Raw genomic sequence first — 24030 nt, forward strand, 5'->3', positions numbered from 1 at the left:
TAAAGTAACGAATATATCTTACTATACGATATAAAAATAGGGGGATTTATCATTATGAAAGACATCAATCAACATTGGGAGAGTATTTATTATCACTTACGATACGAATATGAAGACAATCTTTCCCATCAAGCTATTCGTATTTTACAAATCGTTTCTCGTGAGAAAGATATAACAATTGGAAAAGTCGCTACTGAGCTTAGTCTCTCTCATAACACAGCATCTGAACACGTAAAGCGCCTTATTCAAAAAGGATTTATTATAAAAGAAAGAAACAAACAAGATGAAAGAGTTGTAAACCTTACATTAACGATAGAAGGTATTGAAGGATTAGAAAAGCATACTTTACTAGATAAAGAAAAGATAAAAATATTAGAATCTCAGTTATCAAAAGAAGAACAACAATTAATTGAAAAAGCCTTTTCGTTATTAGCGAAGGAGGCAAAATATGCATTTCCTCGTTAAAGTAATCGTTTCGGCACTTATTATCGGCGTTATTACTGAAGTCGCTAAACATTACAGTACGATAGGCGGCTTTATTGCTGCCCTTCCTCTCGTGAGTTTACTTAGTCTATTTTGGATTTCTTTCGAAGGCGGGAATAAACAAGAATTGAGCCAATTTGCTTTAGGGGTATTATATGGATTCCCCGCATCAGCACTACTATTATTTATCGTTTATATTGGTTTGAAAAATTCATTTTCACTTAGTACATCTGTCCTACTCGGTATAGGTGTTTGGTGTATCGTTTTTGCTTGTCAAAAATTATTTCAAGCTTAGGAGGAATTATTATTTATAAATTTGTAGAAGTATTAGGACAAAACATTGAAGTATATATAAAAGGAAGTAGTAAACAAACTGTAGTCATTCAGACTGGAATGACTTGTTCATTTTACGATTGGCTCCCTATTATAGAAAAGCTTTCAGAGCAATTTACAGTCGTTTCATACCATCGCCCAGGTTACGGAAAAAGCGAACTAGGAAATCAGTCGCGTACAGCAAGACAAGTTACAAAAGAACTACATATGCTACTAAACAAACTAGGCATTCACGAGCCAATCATTTTAATCGGCCATTCCTATGGAGGATTATGTGCACAACATTTTGCGATGTTACATGAAGATAAGCTGCAAGCACTTATTTTAGTTGATTCTACTTCCATGAACTTACACCGATTAGATGAACTTTATTTACCGATTTCTGATCAAACTGATTCTGATGATGTTTGGTTTCACAAATATAATATGTACTCTAAAATGGATGGAGATACACTTTATAATGAACTAAAACCTATGCTCACCGATCAATTAGAACAGCAAATTGAATTTTCTACCTCGCCTTCATTATATAAGGCGACAGCTTCTGAACTATCGGAGTGGAAAAACTGCGCTCGCTCAATAAAAGAGCTATACAAAACATTAGAAACATCATTAATCGTTATCGGTAGAGATCCTCAATATTCTATTACTCAGTTGACTAAGGGCGGCATGCCAAAAGCAGAAGCCACACAACTTGAAGCAATGTGGCAAGAACTAATTCATGAACAATTACATCTCTCAACTAACAGCGAATATATTCTTGCCGAACATGCTAGTCACGGTATAGAAAATAATCGACCAGATATTATTATTGAAGCAAGTCATTCCTTACAAATAAAAAAAGGAAGCAACTAAAGCTGCTTCCTTACTTATCTATTCATAATCTTCTTCATCATCGACTTCTTCGTAATATGAACTTCCATTGCTTACATATATAGGGCCATTCGCAACATCAATACGTAGTACCCATGCCCATGGCACAGCTAAACGTTTATGTATCGCTCGCCAAAAGCTCATTGATTTTCTTTCGTACTCCTGAAACTCCTGAAGTAACTCTTTATAGGAGGAACCGTCTAACTGAATATTTGCTTCTAACAAACGAGAATGAGCATAGTACTGTAACTCTAGTTCAGCAGCAATTTCCATTTCTTCTTCCGTTGCCGTACCAATAATTGTTCCATCTTCTGGTGCAATTTCATATACGTTTTGAACTTCAATAAGCCCTTTTTTCTCTTTCTCAAACATGTAAACAGCCTCCTTTAACATATATTTTTTATGTTACAAAGTCATACTTCTACAATAACTTCTCTCTTTCCTCTTTTTTTGATAAACTTTTACAAAATATTTAATCGATGCCCTGTTTTCTCTATTCTTTCGGCAGAAATGAAACGATTTTTATCCAAAGTTAATTTATACACATCAGGCATATGAAGTGTTTTCCAAAACCCAAAATCATATTTTGAATTAAAATAATTCATTATTAATACCATAATATTCCCATGCGTACCTATTACAATATTCTTACCTTCATATTTTTTTAATATATTTTGCATACATATTACAGCGCGCCTTTGTGCTACATCATTCGATTCCCCGCCTTCGTATGCAAAACTCCAATCTTTCCACACATTCTGCATAGCAACATTAAAATCTGCTACTAGCTCTGTACTCAATAATCTTTCACGCAAATCTTCTTCTATTTGAATTGATAAATTATATGTATTGGCAATTCCTTGTACAGTTTGGATCGCTCTTTTGTACGGGCTAGAGATCACAACATCAATATTTTCATCTTTTAATAAGTGTGTTACACCCTCTGTATTATGATGTCCTTTATCAGATAAAGGACGTTCTCTTTCTTCTTTTGTATATGTAGAGTGAGCATGGCGAACGAAATATATTGTGGTCATTATTCAACTTCCTTTCTGATTCTAAATCAATATTCAATAATAACATTGGAAAATCCTGTATTAAAAAAGAGCACCTTTCATAAGCGCTCTTTTGTTTACATAATAAAATTATTTCATTATAATTTATTTCTGAACTCCTCGCTTACGACAATATCTCGAATAAAGTAATCCATATTACTTAGCAGTTTTTCAAATGCTTTTTCACTCAAATTGTTCATCATAAAGACAATCTCCATCTTATTCCCTTTTTTATCAGTACCATAGAAACTATTTGTTAATACAAATGCCGTAGAGCCACCTTTCTGTCCAGCAAATTCGAACATACCCTCTCCTACGGTTCCTTTAAATATATTCTCAACCTCACTTTGCATTTGTGGTGTAAAATAATTTCTGCTATTTATCTTTTCCATTAAACTCATGTAATCCTTCGCATTTGCACCTACAAACCGATCTGACCAAATACGCTGAGAGTCCATATCGACTTTTAACGATATCTCGCGTTTTTTCCATTCTTTCTCGTCTTTCATCCATTCATGTATTTGCCATACATGCTTAACATATTCATCATTAGACATATTACGTAGCTTGTCCAATGCTTTATTTTGAGGAATATGCAATTCTTTTTCAACATAGCCCCTCATATATAATGCCCCTGTATACACTGGATAAAATTCATCGTGACTATTTAAGCCTAACTCTTTCAAACTTTCATTCACCCGTGCTGTTCCAAGCTTGTCCAATAAATATGATGCGTTCGCATTCGAACTATAATGAATCATTCCTTTCACTACTTCTTCTAAAGAAGTTTTTCCATCCCTCACTAACTCTTTATCTTTTACATCATCTAGCCATGCAGGGTGTGCACCACCATCAGTATTTTTCACATAGTATTTTTCTAATTCTTTCAATGAAATTTGCTCGTCTTTTCTTATTTTTCCTTCAGCTACTTGCTTAGCATATTCAATTGCTATGACGATTTTCGACATACTTGCTAGTGGTAATTTTTCATTTTCATTTATTGATGTCAATGTTTCACCATTTCTTTTAACAATTAAAGAAGTTGTTTTATCATCCTTATGTTCTTTTATGTAATTTAGCACATAATTAGAGTCTTCTTTGGAATTGACATATTCCTTCACTGAAAAGAACGCTATACAGCCTACTACAGTAATTCCAGCTATAATTCCAACAACTTTTAACCCTCTCATAATACTCCCCCTAAAATAAATATATTATACTGAATGATTTTCCCTTTTTAAGTAATAATTAGATTATTTATACAAAAAAACATGCCTTCAGTAGGAAAGCACGTTTTGTGATATTCTTCACATTATTTAGTTAAAAAATGAATATTTACTTACCATGATGTAACATTAAATCACTAAGTTCTTCTTCAATGTGATTTAATTTCGCAACGCATTCTTTCCATTTATGAATATAACGTGAAACCCCAACGAAAAATAAAACGATAATTGTAGAAAGAATAATACCATACACGATTGCTACAGTACTCATAGTTACACTTCCTTATAATTAGTAATGTTATTATTAGTTATATTTTTATTATAAACCTTTTTCTTTTAAAATACTTCGATTTCAACTTTTTGTAACAAAATTGATTTTTCTAACATTTCGTTCATGAAAATGGCGTATTTTTCACAAATTATACAAAACTTCACCATATGTACTATTACCATATGAGTTATATTATTTAATAGAATAAGGTGAAGCTTTAATCAGTGGTTTTTTGTCCATCCCCACTGATTACTAGCCCGCACCAATCGGGCTTTTACTGACCGCAAATAGCGGGATAAAGGGGATCATATACTATGACGACTTGGTTTATTGTAATGTTAGTTGTATTTGGGGCATTTAAAATTATCGTTTCTAGCCTTCCTAACACTGTTATTGAATCCATTATTAGCAAGTACGAAACACATCCAAAACTTGAAGAAGAGAATGTGACTATTACAATTCACGGAAATAACGTAGAAGGCGAACAGAAATCCAAAATTATTCATGATTTTAACGAAGGTTTATTTTTAGATCGCTATTATGCACCACCCCATAATGAAGGCACTCCTTTAATTATCAATGCAAAACGTGGTAAAAAAGATTTCACATTTTATATTTACAGTCATGAAGAGCATGTTGATGTTGTAAAACAATATAAAAAGAAGGTAGTTGCTTATAGTTTACGCTCTAAAAATCTTCAAAATAGTGATATGTTCGTGTCAGCTGACTTAGCTTAATACTCATATATTAGAAAAAGGAATCCACGCCATACGGATTCCTTTTTTCTAATTTACTGAAAAATAAGCTCTGTCTTCAAACTATCTTTCGGTAACAACCAGCCTTTTTTCTCTATACTCTCCATTAATAATTCTCTTTGTTTTGTTGCAATACTTTCCTCATTTGTTTTAAACGACACTTCTATTACGAAATCATCTTCTATTTTCCCTGTATTACTTAATGGCCAAACTTCAATATTCGTTTTTATATTTTCAAACTCCCCTGTATACCGTTTCATTAATACAGGACCGTAAATACGAGAGTTCTTGAGCATTTCTTCTCCCCAATTCGTATACAACCATTTGTTCATTTTCCCTGGTAACTTTTCTATTAACATGTTTTGAGCGGCTCGTTCGGTTGGTAAATCAAGTACTCCATATCCTTTAGCGCTATAACTTTTTTTATTTGAAATACTTAACGTTTTCTTCTCAAATCCCCAATCTACTTCCGCCTCATAACTATCAGTTTTACTATCAAATCCATCTTTTTTAGCTATTTCTAGTGCATCTTGAATTACACCATTTTGAATAGGATATCTTTTTTTATATGTTAGTTCGAAATCTTTACTAAATTCTTTCTTTCGAATTCTAGCAAACCAACCTTCATCACTTAAACTTTTATTCGCAGTATCTAAAAATTGCACTTGTATTCTTTCATATTTTGTACCAACCTGGAAATGTTCTAGCACCTCTTCGTTCATCTCTTTGTTATAACCTAATACTTGTTCTGGCTTTAATAATAATTTCACTTCAAAACTAGGTTTCATCGGACTGGCAGCAAAGCCTTCCTTAACGTTATAAAGGAAACAACAAAAGAAAATGCTTGCGAATACAAATACCTTTTTCATATACCGATCCCCTTTACATTTTAAATAACTTCTATACGTTCCATAGTAAGTGAATACACATTTTCATATCCTGCTATGCTAAGCTTTTTCTGTAATCGATCCGTATCCTCTTTCAAAGCGTGTACTAGCACTGTATGTTCTGGTAATAGTGTATTTAACATTGCCTTAACGTCACTTATACTTTGATGAACTTTATAAGGAACTCTTTTCACCCTACATTCTTTACCTACACGTTCTTTCAAAACTTTTTCTGCAAAACTCCCTTTAGCAATATGCCCAGTAAAAATAATGGAATTCCGTTTTTCATTCCGAAGTTGTTCATAATATAACTGTGCTCTTTTCGTTTGCATATTCGCATCACTCATTACAACTATTCCATAACTATTTTGCGTTCCGATGTCATGATCCATAACGATTATGTTTCTTTTTAAACTCTCCATAAGCCCTTCAAGTTCTTCATTATTTTTGAGCCAATCTTTATATACGAACATCTCTTCAAAACCATCCAAAATTTCTTGATCTACTATAATGGGCAGTTCTTTATATTTTCCATATAAATACAATACGATATCTTGCGCCCTACCAAGCGGTGGCAATGGTAGTAATGCTATTCCGTTCTTCCCCGCAACTCGTTCAATTTCTGCACATAGTTCGTTTACTCGTTCATGTTGCGAAACATCATCAGTATGATACGCAGCATCTACGATTGCAACTTTTATATCGCCACGTAATTTCTCAGGTAAATTGGCTCGTAGTATATTAGACTCTGCTGAATAGTCCCCTGAATAAAATACGTATGTATTACACATAGCAACTAAAAACCAAACAGCTCCTAATACATGCCCACTATATCCCCATTGAAACCGCAATGTAGGAGTAACCTGTATCCACTCATTTGGATTACTAATCTCATCAATACATACATAATTTAACTCTTTCATATTTTGGTCGTTATAAGGTACATTCCACCCTTGCGTCACATTATATTTTTTCCATTTTTTGTAATAAGTTGGGAGTTGCTCCTTCGTATAACGAGTTGTCCAAATTTTTTTCTTATATCCATACTTCGCCAATAAAGGTAAACCCATCGTATGATCTTCATGAATATGTGATAAAAATACCGCATCTAAAAATGGAACAACTTCTCTCTCTATTTTTGGGTAACTATTCTCATATGACCGATTAATACCACAATCAAATACTATTTTCGTCTCTTTATTTTTTACAAAATAGCAGGAGCGACCGTATTCTCCTGCTCCTCCCCATACTTCTACCCTCATCATGCTACCCCTTTTCGCTTTTGCTCCATATGTTGCAGCAGTAATAAGCATATTGTTGTAAGTCCAACAGAAACAACGGCCATCGCCATTCCTATAGATACTTCACCCTGTTCAAATTGAGCAAAAATAAATGTTGCTGACGTTTCTACTGATGGAGGTAATACGAGAAGCGATGCTACTAACTCTCTTATCGAAATTGTAAATGTCATCGCCCATCCAGCAAGAATACCCGGGATAATAAGGGGCAATATTATTTTTCTAAAAATATAAATATAATTTCCAGAAAAAATACTTCCAGCCTGTACAAGGGAATCATCAATTTGTCCGAGTGATGATTTTACATACTGCACTGTGTAAGGTAAAAAAAGAACAACATACGTTACAATAACCATGACTGGTGTATTGTAAATTGACATGGGCATATATGGTGAATTCCAAAACAAAATAAGACCTACCACCATAACGATTCCTGGTACCATATTCGGTAACATACCACACATATCAAGCCACTTTTCAGAGGATTTTTTCCCCTTTCGAATCATAAGTGCCAAAAAGACTCCAATAATTACCGCAATAATCGCTGTTACGAGCGAAAAAAGAAAACTATTCCATAAAGCCTCTAATCCCGGAGACCCCATCGTAAACAATGCCTCATAATGGCTTGTTGTTAAGTTATTTACATGTAATCCGCCGCCTCTTAATTTTGACAAGGAAGCAATAAGTATAGAAAAGTATGGAATTCCAATTGATACGATTAACAAACCAATTACATAACCCCACGCTACAACGCGTGTAAATATAGACAATGTATACCTTTTAGATTTCACACCTTTTCCACTAACCATTGCATATGAATACTTTCGATTCAATACATTTTGCATATACCAAATGAGCATACAAGCACTAAGTAATAAAGAAGATAATGCTGTTGCACTACTAAAATCAATTGGCCAACTCGAAATAAATTTATGAATTTCTGATGTTAATACGTGAAATCCTATTCTACGTCCGAATGTAGCCGGTGTTCCAAATTCAGCAATCGTCTTTACGAAAATGAGTAAAGCACCCATTACATAACTTGATACTAATAACGGCAATATTATTTTTCTTAAACGATAGAAAAAACTTCCGCCATGAACTGCTGCAGCTTCTTCTTTACTACTCCCAATCTGAAGTAACGTGTTTTTCAACATGAAATAAAGGAATGGGAATAAATGCAGACTCATAATTAAGACCATACCTCCTAAACTAAAAAACGATGATGAAATCGTCTTTAGCATCGGAAAAAATTGTTCAAAATAGCCGTTAGGTTGCATGAACAAAATCCAGCCCATCGATCCAATATACGGCGGCGTCATAAATGGGATCATAAAAACAATATCTAACTTACTATACTTTCCTACATCTGTTTTGCTCATAATAAACGCCAATGGAAATGCAAATATTGTAGCTCCTATTACAACGAGTACACCTAGAAGCATCGAATTTAGAAAAATCCCAGCTAATCCACCACTCTGCATCACTTCAAAAGGCTTTAAAAAGTTCCAATTGCTATTTTCATATACACTAGAAAATAAAATGAGAAAAAGTGGAATGACGATTAACATTGCCACAAGTAATAACGCTACCGTCATTCCAACTTGTCTTACTGATACGAATCGATTTACCATGCAATCACCATCTTATTGAAATACTTTCTTAAATTGTTTTCCTATTTCATCTTGCTCTTTCTCAACTGTTTTCCAATCAATATTTAATACTGGAATCTCTTCTACATTTGGTCTATTTTCAGCTTTTATATCTGTTCTACCAGGCAATAAATACGCTTTAGAAACTTGTTTTTGTACATCATCGGATAATAAATAATCAATAAACTCTTTTGCGCCTTCTACATTTTTACTATCCTTCATAATCCCCGCTGCACGTGGACTAATAACTGTTCCGCTTTTTGGATATACGATATCAACAGGTTCACCCTTTGCTTTTGCGCTGTACGTCATATAATCAACACCCGCAATTACCATATCTTTTGCACCTGTTACAACTGGGTCTAACGCTTCCTGGTTTGCTCCTGCTACTGTAACTTCATTTTTCTTAAGCTGCTCAAATAAATTCCATCCATCTTGTCCATTCTTTTTCACGTATCCTGTTACAAAATCTAAAGCTGAACCTGAAAGTGCTGGATCTGGAAGATTCACTTTCCCTTTCCATTCTCCTTTTGTTATATCGCTCCAATCTTCAGGTGCTGTCTTCACATTTTTTGTATTGTATACAATTCCTAATGCTGAAGCACTATACCCAAAATAATTCCCTTTATCATCTGACCATTCTGGACGAAGCTTATCAGCTTGTTTCGCTTCTTTATATGCTAACGTTTGACCATCTTTCTTTAACCCTTCCATCGCTGGTAAAGAAGCGAGTACGACAACGTCAACGACTGGATTTTTCTTTTCAGCTTCCATTCTCGCCAAAATTTTTCCAGTTGTCCCTTGAAATATTTCCACTTTTATACCAGTTTTCTTTTCAAATTCCTTTTGAATTTTTTCTGCTAATCCTTTTGGTCCTGCACTATATACAACAATTTTCTTTTCATTCGTATTTTTACTTTTTGCATCTGCATTACCTGTCTTTGAACTACAACCTGTTACTACAGCAGAAAATAATAAAGTACATACAAATAAAGACTTAAGCGAACTGAATTTCTTCATACCATTCTCCTCCTATATGATGAATACATTTTTTTGGTACATATAACGATACTGGTTTCCCAATACTTAGCTTACTATTGTGATAAGCTGTCCATATTCCGAATGCTCCCATGTTTACTTTCACTTCATAACGTTCTCCTACATATGTAACGTGCTGAACTTCACCTGTATACATTTCACACACATCATTTTTTATCCAACTCACATGCTCTGGACGAATCATTTTTTTACCCTCTACAAGCCAATTCGCCTTACCGACAAATTTAGCAACAAATTCATGAGATGGTTTCACGTAAATATCTTCCGGTGTTCCTTTTTGTAATACTTCTCCTTGTTTCATGACAATAATTTGATCTGACATTGACATTGCTTCTGTTTGATCGTGAGTGACATACAGTGCCGTTAAACCAATAGAATGAACGATATCCATAAGTTCTATTCTCATTTCTTCTCGCAAAATTGCATCGAGTGCACTTAGCGGTTCATCAAACAAAATAAAATGAGGTTTTGTTACAATTGCTCTAGCGAATGCCACGCGTTGCTGCTGTCCACCAGAAAGTTCATGTGGATACCTTTTCTCCATACCTTGCAAGCGAACTCGCTTTATCGCATCATCTACTTTTTCTCGTAAATGATTCGTTTGCTTTGTAGCCCTTAAGCCAAATGCAACATTTTCAAAAACAGTCATATGCGGCCATAAAGCAAAATCTTGAAATACCATACCAATATTACGCTCGTGAGGAGATGTTTTTATCTTTTTTGCAGAAGAATACATGCACTTATCTCCAAAATATATTTCTCCTTTATCAGGCTCTTCAAGTCCTGCAATCATTCTAAGTAAAGTCGTTTTCCCGCATCCCGAAGGTCCTAAAAGTGTGGTGAATTCCCCTTGTTTCATTACAATCTGCAACGGCTTTAACGCCTGTGTTTTTCCAAATGTCTTTTCTAATCCATGAATTTTAATATCCATTGCTTCACCTCTCTCCCCTCATTCTTAACCTGCTTTCATTCTATATGGAAGATTTATACTGAATGTTAATGTACTGTAAAGATTTAATTAAAAAACTTCTAATAAACTATTTATTTCTATAGATTTTTTCTATAGTTAAAAGAAAAAGGGGCCCACTTATCATGAATCTCTTAAAATTAGAAATTGTAGTGCTTATTAAGAAATACAAAAAACTTACGATTGTTGCAGAAAAACTTGGTGTTAAACAACCTACTATTACATTTCATATAAAAAGCTTAGAAGAGGAACTCGGCGTGTCTTTATTCGAATTACGTTCTGGAAGGTATTTCTTAACAGAGGCTGGTGAGGCGTTGCACCATTATGCTTGCAAAATAGATGCACTTATGAAAGAAGCTAGACGTGTCACACAAGAGTTTAAAGATTTTAATAAAGGAGCTATAACAATCGGCGCTAGTTATGTACCAGCCACTTATCTTTTGCCAGAAGTCGTTCATCAATTTCAATGTGAATTTCCCAATATAAAAATAACGCTACTCGTTAAAACAGCTCCTGAAATTCGAATGATGCTACAAAATCATGAAATCGATCTTGGGGTAATTTCCGCTGCTCCATTTGATGAACCACTTTTAAAACAAACGAATATAATACCTGATACACTTGTTCTTGCCTTTTCCAAAGAACATCATTTTTCAAAGAAAGAAAATATCTCCTTACAAAATATCGAAAAGGAACGTATACTATTGCATCGTAACCCATCTACAACGAGAGATTTACTTACACAATGGACGTTAGCACATAACATTACATTTCAATCTGAAATTGAATTAGACTCATTAGAAACGATGAAACAAATTTTAAAATATGGTAATGGAATTGCCTTTATTTCTAAACTTGCTATTGAGCAAGAAATACAACGAAATGAGCTATGCTATATACCAATCCCAAAATTTGAATTTCAGCGTAATATTTATACAATTCATCATGAGGACAGATGGAATTCTAAAATCATTTCTTTTTTACTACAGAGCATCCATTCATTTGCAACAAAAAATTAAAAGGCTGTCGTTATACACGACAGCCCTTTAAACTATAAATCTATTTATTTTTCTTTGCCTCAATTTTTGCTTGCGCCTCTTCAGCCTTATCTAATGCTTCTGATACTTTCTTCTCTTTTTCTTTCACTTCATCTATACTATCGACAGCCTTAATAATTTTATCGATTCCTTCTTCTTCTACCTTTCTACGCTTTGCCACTCTTTCATTTACTTTCTCTTCCACATCTTTTGCTTTTTGAAGCATATCCTCTGCATTTGATGTCACAGCATTTTCAAGTGCCTCGTCTTTTTTCTTTTGTAACACTTCATTTGCAATAGCTTTCGCTTCTAAATACCTACCATCTTTTAATGCTGTTGCTCCGTGATCCATTACCTCGGCAACTTCTTTATATGATTTCGCTTCATTTCCTGCTTTCTCTTTTTCTGCTTTGTCAAACCACATCGTTGCATCACTATATTTTTTATCTTTCAATGATTGCATACCTGTTTCAATATATGTGTCATAATTGCTACACCCTGCCATTACGACTAGCAGAAAAAACATAACAAAACTTAATTTTTTCATGATGTTGTCTCCTTTTCTTTGCAAGCTCACTTTACTGTAACATACATGAAAAAGAGTTTCAAAAACTAAAATACTAATTTAGTCATTTATATATTATAAAAATTTTCTTTTAAGCCGACACATCCACTTGTTTTTTCGCCATATGCTGCTTTACTCCAACTAACACAACTAACAATAGACCTCCGCCTATCGTCATCACAACAACGCTAGTTGGCAACATATCTAATAATAGTCCATATACAATCATACCAAGCGGCGCGATTGCAGTAGCAATTGTTTCAAGTAGACCAAATACACGCCCTAAATAACTTGGATCTGTCGTCTTTTGCATATGTACTTGCATCGGAATATTTACAATCATAATTGATATACCCGTTAACATCATAAAAACAATATAGTAAATAAAACTTGCCACCTTTGGAATAGTAACTAACAATGGAAAGACTGTACATAAACTCAAACCCGCAAACAAAAACAGTCCACTGTAAATAGAACGAAACGGATTATTCACTTCTTTACGCACTGATAAAGCAATCGCACCAATTAGCATCCCGACCGCTAACATTCCCTCTACAGCACCGAGTTGCTTTGAAGATAAATGCAATGTATGTATGATAATGTATGGAAGTGCAACGGTTAGCCCACACGCAAAAAAATTCACCCACAATGCCATTTTCATTAAACCATATATTTCATGCTGTCGTTTTACATAAGAAAAACCTTCTTTTATACTTGCCAAGAAACGCTCTTTACTCTCAACCACTTCTTTTTGATATAAATCAAATACAATAAATAATTGCAAAATCACCGCTAAAAAGAACGTAATACTATTTAACAAAAAGAACGACTTAATTGAAAAGAAACCAAATACAACTCCGCCAATAATCGGCCCTAAAATATTTGATAAAGAAGCCGCCGTTTGATTTAAAGCACTCGCTTTTTGAATACGTTCCTCATTTACTAAACTCGGAATAGACGAAGTTAATGCTACAGAATAAAAACTTGCACAAATTGATAATAATGCCGCTGAAACATAAATAAACAGAAGTGATGGTCCAAATATAGTAGCAAGAATAAACATAATAAGCATCGTTACACTACTTAATAAATCAGTACCAATGACAAGCCATTTTCGATTCACACGGTCTGCTACAGCACCTGCAATTGGGCCACAGATCATCCTTGGAAGTGATCCGCAAACGAGCGTAGTAGCAAACCCCATTCCTGAACCCGTTGTCTTTAATACGTATAATCCCATTGCAAACGTATAAATACCCGCCCCTAACAAAGACGCCATTTTTCCAATCATCATTAAAATAATATTTCTCGTTGCAACCTTCATTCTTGAATCATTTTGTCTTATACTTATATCCCCCATGATGACACTCTCCCTTTAAAAGTTAAATTGTGTTAAACTTATTATATAATCAACTTTCCAACTTTTACAACAAAAAGTTAAATTGTATTTAACTTTTCATTCATAAAGGAGCTACAATATGACTACTCTCGGAGAAAAAATTAAAGCATTACGAAAAGAAAAAAAGCTTACGCAAACCGAACTAGCAGGTTCAGAACTAACCAAAAGTATGCTTAGTCAAATTGAAAATGGAAAAGCTACACCTTCCATGAAAACATTACAATATATTGCTGAAAAACTTGAATGTGAAACGAGTTTTTTATTAGAAGAAGATGATGTAGAAATTGTAAAACTCATTCAAAAAATGGAGCGACTCATAAAGAATAAATGTGATGAAGTATATGAGACTTTACTACCTATCGTTCAAAAAGATTTACCTTCTACTTTAAATACAGCACGTTTATATAAACAGTTCATAACTGGAGCGGCTATTGTGAACGATTATAATATTGAATATTACGTTGAAACAGCTGTTTCTATATTTGAAAAATATACTTTATATCGAGAAAGTACTGAAACGAAACTACTGTTTTACTATATGCTCTTCAAGCGTAAAAAATATAAAGAATGTTTACAGCTGATTACCAAAATTCGTGATGACTATAAATCGAAGAATTTAGAAATGGATCTTATTACACATATACAATTATCCTTAAAAGAAGCAATTATTTTACTCGCTTTTGGCGATTATAGAAAATGTGAGGGAGTCATTTTAGATGCACTTGCCTTTTCAAAAAAACATCAAGTGTATTATAAAACAGATGAATTTTATCGTATTTTATCTTATCAAAAAATCATTACAACTGATAAAGAACGATATTTATATTACATAAAAAAATCGGAGCAATTTGCCATTTTTACAGAAGATACTTTATCAGCTGCAAATATACATATATTAAAAGCTTATTACTATAACACTGTTACGAATGAATATACAATCGCATTAGAACATCTAGAACAATTTCGAGAAAAACTAAAAAATGATCCAATTTTCCAAGACGATGGACTGTATTATCTTGAAAAAGGAAAATCTTTGTATGGTTTAAAACATTACAAGGAAGCTTTAGAAGTATTAGATCGTGCTATCATACCGGATTATATGAGTCATCCACTTGATCAATCATGGCTATTAACAGCTGGATCTTATCGTGCCCTTTGCTATATAGAACTTCAAGATAAACCAGCTGCTCTGAAAGAAGCAAAAGAAGCAGTTCAAGCGATAGATGGCTATCCTGATTCCATCTTCTCTTCATTTATTAAAGAAACATTACAAATAATACAAAAATTTTAAGAATGTCTCGAAATGGTATATTATTCCTCTTTTTTAGCAAAGATAATAATGATGGGAGGAATATAAATGAATATTCAACGTGCAAAAGAGCTTTCTGTGTCCGCGGAGCAAGCTAATGTTAGTTTTCAAGGCATGCCTGTTATGATTCAACACGTCGACGAAAGCAATGAAACCGCCCGCATATATGAAGTGAAAAACCCAGGACGCGAATTAACTGTTCCAGTTAATAGCTTAGAGGAAATATAAGAAATGCCACTTCAATTTTTTTGAAGTGGCATTTTTCTTTTATTATATATATTTCATCACTATTTTTTCCTTTTTAGTAAACCGTACAGCCCAATACAAATAACAGTAAAGCCTACTATGCCAAAAGCCAGTTTCTCAAATAAATCTTTCGTTTCCTTACCCCTAACTTCTACTATACTTTTGTTTTGTCGTTCCATCTCATTTTTGTCCGTTTCTACTCTCTCTCCATATATTAACAAACGATATTTACTTGATGTATATGGTTCACACGTAAGCAATGTAACTTTATCTTTTCCTTTTACCACATTTAATTTTTCAACTTGATTTGGATCAATAATCTCACGGCCAATTACTTTATACACTTGTAGCTTTCCAAATACCTTTACATAGAATAAGTCTCCATCACTTAACCTATCAAGATGGCGAAACATCGTTGCCCCGTGATAACCTCGATGCCCTGCTAAAACAGCATGTGTATCTTTCCCGCCAATTGGTAATGAAGTCCCTTCAATTTGTCCTATCCCTTTACTTAATTTTTCTTGACTCGCCCCTAAATAAATTGGCAACTCCTCATTTATTTTTGGGATGGAAATCGTACCAAATATCTCATCTTGATTTATAAAATATAACGATTCCTTATTTACTTCAGCACCCTGAACAAATGGATCACTCATTTTGAAAGTAGTTCTTCCTAGCAAACTATTATATGTTTCCATCTTCTGAAACTTCTCATTTACATCTTCTACTTTTAAATCACCAACCCTTTGTTCATAACTTATTACCCTTGTTTTATATACATAATTATTTATATAATTAGCAACCAATGGATATAGAAATAGAGATAAACCTGCAAAGAACAATACTAAACTTATTAATCCCCTTCTCACACACTCACCACACAATACATACTATTTTCTCTTTTTCAAATAGATTATTAAAAGGATGATACAAATAATAACAATAGGAATAATAATCATCCAATTTTCTAAAATGAAAGGTTTTGTAATCATTTCTTTTTCTACCGTATCATAGGGAACTCGATGCCCTCTCACTAGTAGCCTGTGCGTGTTCACTCCATAAGGGGTACACGTAATTAATGTTGCATAATCTTGCCCTTGTGCAACTAATAAATCTTCTGTTTCATTTGGTAATACGATTTTTATTTGATCTACCTTATAAGCAAGTACTTTATCTAACGAATGAATATAAAACATATCTTTCTTTTCAATTTTGTCTAAATGAGTAAACATAAGTGCTGAAGGTAAACCTCGATGTCCCGTTAAAACTGTATGTGTATTTTCTCCACCTACTGGTAATGAGGATTCATTTAATTGTCCAATGCCACGGCTCAGCACTTCTTCCGTCGTTCCTTGATAAATGGGAAGGTTCACATCTATTTTCGGAATTTCGATATATCCTATAACATCGCCAATATTTAGCATGTCTACATGAGAACTTTTTTTCTCCGCACCATTTTCATGAAACTGATCCGAAAATGTTTGCGTCGTATTTTGAACCTTCTTATTGTATTCTTGTGCTTCTGTTTCTTTACGATTAATCTCTTCTTTCTCCAACTTCTTCACTGCTTCATCATACATACTTACTTCTGAATAATGCGTTCTCGTTGCAAACCAATTACTTACAGTCGGATATAGAAATATACTTAATCCTAGTAAAAAAATACTTCCAAAAATAATATTTCTTTTCATAACATCCTCTTTCACTACGGATAAAATGTGGAAAAGAGGAAAGCAATATGCCTTTCCTCTTTTCTAAACTCAATTATATAAAGAATCAATTAAGCATTCTTAACAGGTTTCTTTCTAAAGAAAATAAATGCTGCTACCGCCATTAATAAAAGACCAACTACTGTGAAGAAAATTGTTCCCATTCCACCTGTTGCTGGAATAATCCAACCACTCTTATTATTTTCAACTTGCAGCTCTACTTTTTGATGTTTTTCATCAATTGTAATATCAATCGGATCTCTTAACTTTTGATAGTGCTCGACTGCACCGTCTTTATCTTTATACTTTGGTGCTTCTGTTTCAACAATTTGGTATTCACCGTACGGTATTTCACTCCATGTAATAATACCATTTGCATCCGTTACATCGGTCATTTCTTTCCCATTAATTTTTATAACATTACCTTTTTTATCTTGTAATTGGAACTTCGCACCTTCTAATTTAAGTGCCTTATCTTTACCATCAACTTTTTCAATTTTAATATTCCCTACTGTCGGTGTAACTACTACTTCATTAGATGGTTTTCCGTCTTTTTCTGATGAAATATCATCTTTGTTTACAAAATCAAGTACTGCTTTGTTCGGAATTTTCATTCCAGGTTGAGCATCACCTTTAATTTGTGCAGTAATTTGTAAATGAAGCTCTTTTCCATTTATTTTTGAAAAATCTTCAATCGTAGCTGTTACTTTTTGGCCTTCTACAACTACTTTTACACTACCTTCTTCAACTTTCTTTCCGTCAACCATAACAATCGGTTGACCATTTATTTCCAAACGATCATCTAAAATATCTGTTACGACATATTTTTTATATGATTTAATATCTTCTGGAAGTAACGTTTTAATATCATACGTATAATCTGTTTCTTTATTAATTCCGGCTACTTTTGAACCATTATTTATACTTTTAGTAATAGTAGGTTCTTTATAGTTCTTTATATCGTCCAGCTTAACTACTTTACCAGATTCCTTAATAGAGAAAGGACGCTCCTCTTTACTAGTTAAATAATCTGTTGGAGCCTTATGCTCAATAAAATAATAATAATCCCCATATTCTAGAGAATCAACACGAATTTTACCATCTTCCCCTGTCACTAATGAGCTTGGTGTCTTAACTTGTGTACTTGTTCCATCTTTATTCTTTTTGAATAAATGGAACTCTGCATCTTTTAATACTTTACCTCCTTCACCTTTCTTTACGAATTCTACTGAACCACGTTTTGTTTCATTTTTAGGATAAATATGAACATCATAATTTAATTCTTTACCGTTTGTACTTGTCATTGGAATATCAACTATAAAAGTAGTCGTATCCAATTCAATATGTTCTGGACCTTTAATAGCTTTTACTTCATAACGTCCTAGTGGAAGATCTGTAAAAACAGCTTCCCCTTTTGCATTTGTTACCTTTGTAATTGCAGCGTCTTTTACTGGCTTTGCTTCTTCTTTTATAACAGTTCCATCATTTGAAATTTTTTCAAATGACTTAATTCGTTTAATTTCAAAAGTTACACCTTCTAAAGGTTTTGCATCTTCTGGAACAGGTTGTCCTTCTTTCCCATTACCTTCTGTAGTTGTTTTAGAATCTTTACTTTGTTCAAACTTGTGAATCGTTAAAGTACCTGTACTTCTAGATTCCGCACTAACAATCATGTTAGATAACGTTGAAAAAGCTAACATACAGATTAAAAATAAACTAAAAATCTTTTTCATTGTTGTCCACTCCCTATCATTTGCATTGCTTTTGTTATTTCTATCTCTCATTATTTCTCTTTCTAATAAAGAGGAATAATGTAACAAACATCAATATTCCACCAATTGCATAATAAATAATTGTCCCTATTCCGCCAGTCTCTGGAATAACAAATTCACTCTTCTTATTTACTACTCTTATTTTTTGTGAATCGATTCCAGACTTCACTTCTATTTCTACTGGCTCTCTCATCAGCATATATCCTTTTGGTGCTTGTACTTCTTTTAATGTATATTTGCCAGCTATTAATGGAATAGAAGTTGCCAAACCATCTTTATCGGTTATTAATTTACATACTATGCTTCCATCTTTACTAATCACTTCAAATACTGCGCCTTCCAATTTGAGATTTTCATTGTTCGCATCTACTTTTTCAATCTCAAATTTCTCTAATGCTGGCGGTACTACAAACACTTCGTTTGATACGTATTTCTTCTGGTCAAACAGTAACTCTGCTTTATTTGGAATGCCATTCTTTGCATTGTATTTCGCTAGTATATCTGCATTTACATTAACATTTAGCTTTGAATTAATGTGCATTGTATAAGATTGATTTACAAGATACTTATAATTTCCATCCCGCTTTGGTAACTCAATACTTACCTTCTTTAACTGTTCATCAATTTGCGGTATAACTTCTATTTCTTCTCCATCACTGTTTACAAGTTGTACTTGTCTGATAGTTAAAATATCTTCTAGATTATCCTGCAATACAACCTTTTCAAGGTTCATAACATCATTACCAAAATTATAGTTTACATGCCATGTAAACTCTTCGCCTAAACTTTGTAATGTTGCCTTTTCCACTTCTTTTTCATCCGCGTCCGAAACCATCTTTCTTACCTGTGGTTCCTTTGCTTCTACATTTGTTTTTACATTCGGTTTTTGTGGTGGTAAATCTTCATTATCTGGTGTTTTCCCCTCAACAACCGCTATGTTCTCGATTTCTTTCGTTTTTAATGCGTCTTGCGTAACTTTCACTTTAAAAGTTACAATTCTTTCTTCTGTATCAAGTACGTCACCAAAGTTTACTTTAATTGTATTATCCCCATACGATCCTTCATCTTCGTCAACTGCATCTGTCAGTAAATTCCCATTCAATTTCATACTACCAGCAATATACTCTATACCTTCAGGAAGTTTATCCGTTAGACGCATATCTTTAATAAGCCCATTTTCCACCTTATTTCGAACTTTAATTTGATACTCGAATTCATCATTGACATGAAATTTTTCTTGCCTCATATCAATAATCTCTTTCTTCGATTCTAGTTGTCCAGACAACGGATCAACCGGTGTTTCAACTTCTGGCTTCTCCTTATCTTTCGAACTATCCGTCTCAACAATTGCTATATTTTTGATTTTCTTATTTGCCATCTCCGGTTTTACAACAACTTCAAACGTGATTACTTTCTCTTCCTCGCCTTTAAGGTCGCCGAAATGAGCATAAATCGTTCCATCTTTTAGATGTGCATGATCTTCATCTTCAACATCCGTTTGTTCCTTCCCGTTTATCTTTAACGTGTTCGGAACATATTCTACTCCTTCAGGAAGTTTATCCGTAATCTTAACTGATTTTAAGATAGAATCTGGCACACTATTTTTAGCATGAATTGTATACTCTAACCGGTCGCCAACTTTCAGCGTACCACCGTTTATATCTTTAGCTAGTTTAGTAGCAACTAACTTCCCAGGCTTCTCTTCTCGTTCTGGTAATACTTTAACTACTACTTTATTAGAATCGTTGGCTTCAACCTTACTTCCTGTTAACTCATCAATCCCTTGAACGACAGCGATATTAGGGACTTCTGTTTCTACCTTTTCTCCCCTTAATTTCGCTTTAAATTCAACGGTTGTCTCAGGTGTTTTATCCGTATAGATTCCACCTTTCGTAGCATTTGCTCCCTCACCAATTCTTATTGTTAACTTTCTTGTCTTTGCATCATAGTCAACCTGCTCTGCTTGATTTCCGGCATTCGGACCAGAAATGATTTTCACCGAATTTGATACAAATTCTAGACGCGAATCTAAAACATCTGCAATTTTTGTATCAACAGAACTCGAATTCGGTTCAATGTTTTTCACCCGTAAACGATATGTAACTTCATCACCTGGCTCATATTTTTCTTTTGCATCTATTACTTCCTTATCGATTACAAGCTCTGGCGCTGTTGCATTTACTGCAAAGGCCAATGTATTTAGTACGTAATCATCACCAGATGTAGCAGCTTTTAAACGTATTTCCTTTTGATTTGGTTTAATATATCCTGTCGGTAGCTTAATTAAATCTGCATCAATCCCTAAATTATTTTTATAATCTGGGTTAAATGTACCTGGATACTTATCTCGCATATGTTCCTCATATTCAGAAATAGTGGAATTAAATATATTACCTGCTGGATTCAGCTTATCAGTAATTTCCTTCCAAGCGTTATCTGTGTGGACAAACAGTCTATCACCTGTCCAATATCTATCACCTTGAACAGCGAAAACAGAAACTTTCGGATCTAAATCTCCAGTTTTTGAAGCCATAAAGTTTTTCATGGTGAATTCTTTTTCACCAGATCCAGTAGCTCTTTTCAATCCACCATCATAAACAGTAAACGCTTTTCTTGTTTTTGACTTATCTTTTGTAATTACTAACATGTACCAACCAGCAAAAGAATAATATCCAGAATTATACGCAAGTTTTGTATTTGGATAAGGGATATTTGCTAAAGTATAGCTTCCTCCTTTTGAATTAGAGGACTGTAAAAGCTTTGTAACATCTGCATAGTTAGAATAATAAGTACCATCAATACCGAAACCATAAAGCAAGCCACTTCCGTAATACGTATTAGTTGGTTGTACTTGAAAGTTCTTCCCTGCCGGTGTAGTAAACTTAACTGGTGCTGCATACTGTTGTTGCGTTAATTCGTAACGTGTAGAACTCCAGTATAATCCAGCCCATTCAATTTCAGCATCTTCTGGAACAGGAATATATGCCTTAGATGAATTTGTAGTTGTTGGATCATCATCCACATCAATTAATTCACGTATATAACCATTCGGTGTTGTTCCGTAAGTATACGTAATATCGGAATACAATGCCGTTTTCTTCTGATCTTCAGTGGCCTTAATACCTAAATTCACATTTCCGGTAGAATACATATCACCTTTATGAATAGATTGATAGGTTGGTGTATCAAAACCTTGCTCATCCGTAACTGCTGCCGTTGCCGTATCAATTGGACTTAAAAATTGTAATTGAGATAATATCAAGAATAAAATCATAACAACTGCACATACGTTTAATACCTTTTTATTTTCTTTTATCCTACTGTGCAAAGAGGTCACCTCCTTCAATAAAGTTTATTAACATATTATACAAATATACTTTATACATATTATTCTAATATAAATCAAGCGATTTGTTAACAAAATATGTGATAAATTACTAATTTATACATTTTTATATAGAGATTTTAAGATTTAATAACAATTAAATTCTGAACATCAATATAGAAACTTCTTACTTCATTTTAATAACAATGGACGAACGAAATATTAATAAAGAGCCATGGCTTCTTTTCTTTTTATTACATGCTAAACTATTTATTAAAGGGGGAATGTATATGAAAAATACTTCACAAAAAATGAGCCATTATTATGCAGTTATATTCACTTCTAATTTATCAAATGATACAACAGATTATAGTACTGTTGCCGAAAAAATGGAAGAACTTGCAAAGCAGCAACCTGGATTTTTAGATGTAGAAAGTGCACGAGATCATTCAGGACTTGGAATCACAATTTCTTATTGGGAATCACTTGAAGCAATTGAAAATTGGAAGAAGAACGCCTTACATAAAGAAGCGAAAAAAAGAGGTCGTGAGCAATGGTATGAAAACTTCCACCTGCGCATCTGCCGTGTTGAGCAAGAATTTAAGTTTCGTAGAGGTACATTGTAACTATGAAGAAAAAATTAGCTCTCGTTATTGTTCATGAAATATATGGCATGAACGACCATATGCATCACGTTACCCACCACTTCACTTCATCTCATATAGATGTATTCTGTCCTAACCTTCTACAATCGCAACATGCATTTCATTATAGTGATGAAGAGAAATCATACCATCATTTTGTGACTCATATTGGATTTGATGATGGAAAAAAGCAAATTGAAGAATTCATTACTAATCTTTCTACTAGTTACACACATATCGGACTTATCGGCTTTAGTGTTGGAGCTACCATCTCATGGCTATGTAGTAACAATCCGAAACTAGATTTTATTATCGGATGTTACGGTTCCCGCATACGTGACTATATTCATATGAAACCAACATGCGCTGCCTTACTTATCTTCCCTGAAAAAGAATCTAATTTTTCAGTATCCTCTTTAATTCAAACATTGCAGCAACAAAACAATCCTTTACTAGAAATACAACAACTACACGGTGAACATGGATTTCTAAATCCGTACACTGAAAAATATAGCGAGAACTCTACAAAGCAGGCATACAATATAATAGATTCATTTCTTGCAAGAACCTTATTAAGGAGTTCTAAATGACACTTACATTACTCTTACTTCTTTTCATATTCATTGCCTTTTTCACAGCGCTAACTATCATTTTTATAACCGTAAAAAAAGGGGAGTTTTTCAAACGCCCCCACTTACAATCTATTATCGTTTGTATTTTATTTTTTACAAATTGGATTTTATATGTAACAACTTTTTATACGTTACTTCCTGAGAAAGTTAGCCAATTCATATTCCTGCCCATTTGGTTTTTCCTTTGTATTTTAGGATTTATCGCTTTCTGGCGCGAATGGAGAAATAATCGTGTATTCTCGATATGTATCAGTTTTCTTTCCTTGACTAGTTTTTTATTTGGGTTATTGTTGTTAGTTCTTTCGGGGATGTAATAGGAGAAGGAAGAAAAGCTAACATTCAACTTTTCTTCCTTCTATTTTTACCTTTAGCTTTCACTGTCACTGATTCACAAGGTGTATAATAAATTTGAGGTGTCGCCTTATCAACAAACATCATAAATGTAATGAAGCCGATAATAAAGAAAATAAACAACGTTAACAATATTGCTCCTATCGTTAAAAGTATCATAACACCACCCCTATACAATTTAT

At 33.6% G+C, this 24030-nt stretch carries 27 protein-coding genes; 10 read left to right on the forward strand and 17 right to left on the reverse strand.

All coding sequences use genetic code 11. The features are described from left to right. Positions 1–54: 54 nt before the first annotated feature. Genes COK05_RS15375 through COK05_RS15385 form a run of 3 tightly spaced genes read left to right on the forward strand, consistent with a single transcriptional unit; the run spans position 55 to position 1671 of the window. Positions 55–465, forward strand: coding sequence for a MarR family winged helix-turn-helix transcriptional regulator (locus COK05_RS15375; RefSeq protein ID WP_098613265.1), 411 nt, complete (start codon positions 55–57; stop codon positions 463–465). Continuing rightward, positions 449–778 (forward strand): DUF3147 family protein, encoded by a 330-nt coding sequence (locus tag COK05_RS15380; RefSeq protein ID WP_098613266.1) that lies wholly within the window; start codon positions 449–451, stop codon positions 776–778. Before COK05_RS15375 ends, COK05_RS15380 begins: the two co-directional genes overlap by 17 nt. Next, positions 739–1671 (forward strand): alpha/beta fold hydrolase, encoded by a 933-nt coding sequence (locus tag COK05_RS15385; protein ID WP_141539112.1) that lies wholly within the window; start codon positions 739–741, stop codon positions 1669–1671. The genes COK05_RS15380 and COK05_RS15385 overlap by 40 nt, the downstream gene beginning before the upstream one ends. Before the next feature lie 18 nt (positions 1672–1689). On the opposite strand, the gene COK05_RS15390 is transcribed toward COK05_RS15385, so the two are convergent. From COK05_RS15390 to COK05_RS15410, 5 genes are all read right to left on the reverse strand, one after another. Beyond that, the gene (locus COK05_RS15390; RefSeq protein ID WP_098613268.1) at positions 1690–2061 is read right to left on the reverse strand and encodes a hypothetical protein; all 372 of its coding nucleotides are present in this window, start codon (positions 2059–2061) and stop codon (positions 1690–1692) included. Positions 2062–2150: 89 nt separating this feature from the next. Next, positions 2151–2726: a histidine phosphatase family protein gene (locus COK05_RS15395; RefSeq protein WP_098613269.1), complete on the reverse strand. Its 576-nt coding sequence runs from the start codon at positions 2724–2726 to the stop codon at positions 2151–2153. A 116-nt stretch (positions 2727–2842) separates the two neighbouring features. Next, positions 2843–3934 carry a serine hydrolase gene (locus COK05_RS15400; protein WP_098613270.1) on the reverse strand — a complete coding sequence of 364 codons (1092 nt, stop codon included), beginning with the start codon at positions 3932–3934 and terminating at the stop codon, positions 2843–2845. Between the two features lie 145 nt (positions 3935–4079). Continuing rightward, complete coding sequence (locus COK05_RS15405) at positions 4080–4241, reverse strand: hypothetical protein (RefSeq protein WP_016088490.1); 162 nt, start codon at positions 4239–4241, stop codon at positions 4080–4082. A 65-nt stretch (positions 4242–4306) separates the two neighbouring features. Next, on the reverse strand, positions 4307–4423 hold the full coding sequence (locus tag COK05_RS15410; RefSeq protein WP_002075341.1) for a hypothetical protein: 117 nt from the start codon (positions 4421–4423) through the stop codon (positions 4307–4309). A gap of 132 nt (positions 4424–4555) precedes the next feature. Between COK05_RS15410 and COK05_RS15415 the strand changes: the two genes are divergently transcribed. Beyond that, positions 4556–4978 (forward strand): YfmQ family protein, encoded by a 423-nt coding sequence (locus COK05_RS15415; RefSeq protein WP_000214589.1) that lies wholly within the window; start codon positions 4556–4558, stop codon positions 4976–4978. Positions 4979–5031: 53 nt separating this feature from the next. Here the strand turns inward: COK05_RS15415 and COK05_RS15420 are convergent, their stop codons facing one another. Genes COK05_RS15420 through COK05_RS15440 form a run of 5 tightly spaced genes read right to left on the reverse strand, consistent with a single transcriptional unit; the run spans position 5032 to position 10823 of the window. Then, entirely contained in the window at positions 5032–5865 is an 834-nt protein-coding gene (locus COK05_RS15420; RefSeq protein WP_098613271.1) for a hypothetical protein, read from the reverse strand. Positions 5866–5885: 20 nt separating this feature from the next. Continuing rightward, complete coding sequence (locus COK05_RS15425) at positions 5886–7148, reverse strand: MBL fold metallo-hydrolase (protein WP_141539118.1); 1263 nt, start codon at positions 7146–7148, stop codon at positions 5886–5888. Then, a complete protein-coding gene (locus tag COK05_RS15430) occupies positions 7145–8815 on the reverse strand; it encodes an ABC transporter permease (protein ID WP_098613273.1) in 1671 nt (556 codons plus the stop codon). The genes COK05_RS15425 and COK05_RS15430 overlap by 4 nt, the downstream gene beginning before the upstream one ends. A gap of 12 nt (positions 8816–8827) precedes the next feature. Then, on the reverse strand, positions 8828–9853 hold the full coding sequence (locus tag COK05_RS15435) for an ABC transporter substrate-binding protein (RefSeq protein ID WP_098613274.1): 1026 nt from the start codon (positions 9851–9853) through the stop codon (positions 8828–8830). Then, complete coding sequence (locus COK05_RS15440) at positions 9831–10823, reverse strand: ABC transporter ATP-binding protein (protein WP_098613275.1); 993 nt, start codon at positions 10821–10823, stop codon at positions 9831–9833. The genes COK05_RS15435 and COK05_RS15440 overlap by 23 nt, the downstream gene beginning before the upstream one ends. A 161-nt stretch (positions 10824–10984) precedes the next feature. On the opposite strand from COK05_RS15440, the gene COK05_RS15445 reads away from it, so the two are divergent. Further along, positions 10985–11878 carry a LysR family transcriptional regulator gene (locus tag COK05_RS15445; RefSeq protein ID WP_098613276.1) on the forward strand — a complete coding sequence of 298 codons (894 nt, stop codon included), beginning with the start codon at positions 10985–10987 and terminating at the stop codon, positions 11876–11878. 40 nt (positions 11879–11918) lie between these two features. Here COK05_RS15445 and COK05_RS15450 read toward each other — a convergent pair whose 3' ends face one another. Then, positions 11919–12443, reverse strand: a complete 525-nt coding sequence (locus tag COK05_RS15450) for a DUF4398 domain-containing protein (RefSeq protein WP_098613277.1) — start codon at positions 12441–12443, stop codon at positions 11919–11921. Positions 12444–12552: 109 nt separating this feature from the next. Then, entirely contained in the window at positions 12553–13821 is a 1269-nt protein-coding gene (locus COK05_RS15455; protein WP_098613278.1) for an MFS transporter, read from the reverse strand. A 118-nt stretch (positions 13822–13939) separates the two neighbouring features. On the opposite strand from COK05_RS15455, the gene COK05_RS15460 reads away from it, so the two are divergent. Then, on the forward strand, positions 13940–15151 hold the full coding sequence (locus COK05_RS15460; protein ID WP_098613279.1) for a helix-turn-helix domain-containing protein: 1212 nt from the start codon (positions 13940–13942) through the stop codon (positions 15149–15151). A gap of 66 nt (positions 15152–15217) precedes the next feature. Next, entirely contained in the window at positions 15218–15397 is a 180-nt protein-coding gene (locus tag COK05_RS15465) for an H-type small acid-soluble spore protein (protein ID WP_001025740.1), read from the forward strand. Between the two features lie 59 nt (positions 15398–15456). On the opposite strand, the gene COK05_RS15470 is transcribed toward COK05_RS15465, so the two are convergent. The 4 genes from COK05_RS15470 to COK05_RS15485 form a co-directional block, all read right to left on the reverse strand. Continuing rightward, positions 15457–16284, reverse strand: coding sequence for a class C sortase (locus tag COK05_RS15470; RefSeq protein WP_098613325.1), 828 nt, complete (start codon positions 16282–16284; stop codon positions 15457–15459). Between the two features lie 21 nt (positions 16285–16305). Beyond that, a complete protein-coding gene (locus COK05_RS15475; RefSeq protein WP_098613280.1) occupies positions 16306–17106 on the reverse strand; it encodes a class C sortase in 801 nt (266 codons plus the stop codon). 89 nt (positions 17107–17195) lie between these two features. Further along, positions 17196–18857, reverse strand: a complete 1662-nt coding sequence (locus COK05_RS15480; protein ID WP_098613326.1) for a SpaH/EbpB family LPXTG-anchored major pilin — start codon at positions 18855–18857, stop codon at positions 17196–17198. Positions 18858–18897: 40 nt separating this feature from the next. Beyond that, complete coding sequence (locus tag COK05_RS15485) at positions 18898–22224, reverse strand: isopeptide-forming domain-containing fimbrial protein (protein ID WP_098613281.1); 3327 nt, start codon at positions 22222–22224, stop codon at positions 18898–18900. 287 nt (positions 22225–22511) lie between these two features. On the opposite strand from COK05_RS15485, the gene COK05_RS15490 reads away from it, so the two are divergent. Genes COK05_RS15490 through COK05_RS15500 form a run of 3 tightly spaced genes read left to right on the forward strand, consistent with a single transcriptional unit; the run spans position 22512 to position 23811 of the window. Then, a complete protein-coding gene (locus COK05_RS15490) occupies positions 22512–22847 on the forward strand; it encodes an antibiotic biosynthesis monooxygenase family protein (protein ID WP_098613282.1) in 336 nt (111 codons plus the stop codon). 2 nt (positions 22848–22849) lie between these two features. Beyond that, the gene (locus COK05_RS15495) at positions 22850–23455 is read left to right on the forward strand and encodes a dienelactone hydrolase family protein (RefSeq protein ID WP_098613283.1); all 606 of its coding nucleotides are present in this window, start codon (positions 22850–22852) and stop codon (positions 23453–23455) included. Then, the gene (locus tag COK05_RS15500; RefSeq protein ID WP_098613284.1) at positions 23452–23811 is read left to right on the forward strand and encodes a hypothetical protein; all 360 of its coding nucleotides are present in this window, start codon (positions 23452–23454) and stop codon (positions 23809–23811) included. The genes COK05_RS15495 and COK05_RS15500 overlap by 4 nt, the downstream gene beginning before the upstream one ends. A 25-nt stretch (positions 23812–23836) precedes the next feature. On the opposite strand, the gene COK05_RS15505 is transcribed toward COK05_RS15500, so the two are convergent. Next, positions 23837–24007 carry a DUF3951 domain-containing protein gene (locus tag COK05_RS15505; RefSeq protein ID WP_016717085.1) on the reverse strand — a complete coding sequence of 57 codons (171 nt, stop codon included), beginning with the start codon at positions 24005–24007 and terminating at the stop codon, positions 23837–23839. Positions 24008–24030: the final 23 nt, after the last annotated feature.

Source organism: Bacillus cereus (assembly GCF_002567495.1).
Taxonomy (GTDB): Bacteria; Bacillota; Bacilli; order Bacillales; family Bacillaceae_G; genus Bacillus_A; species Bacillus_A cereus_AQ.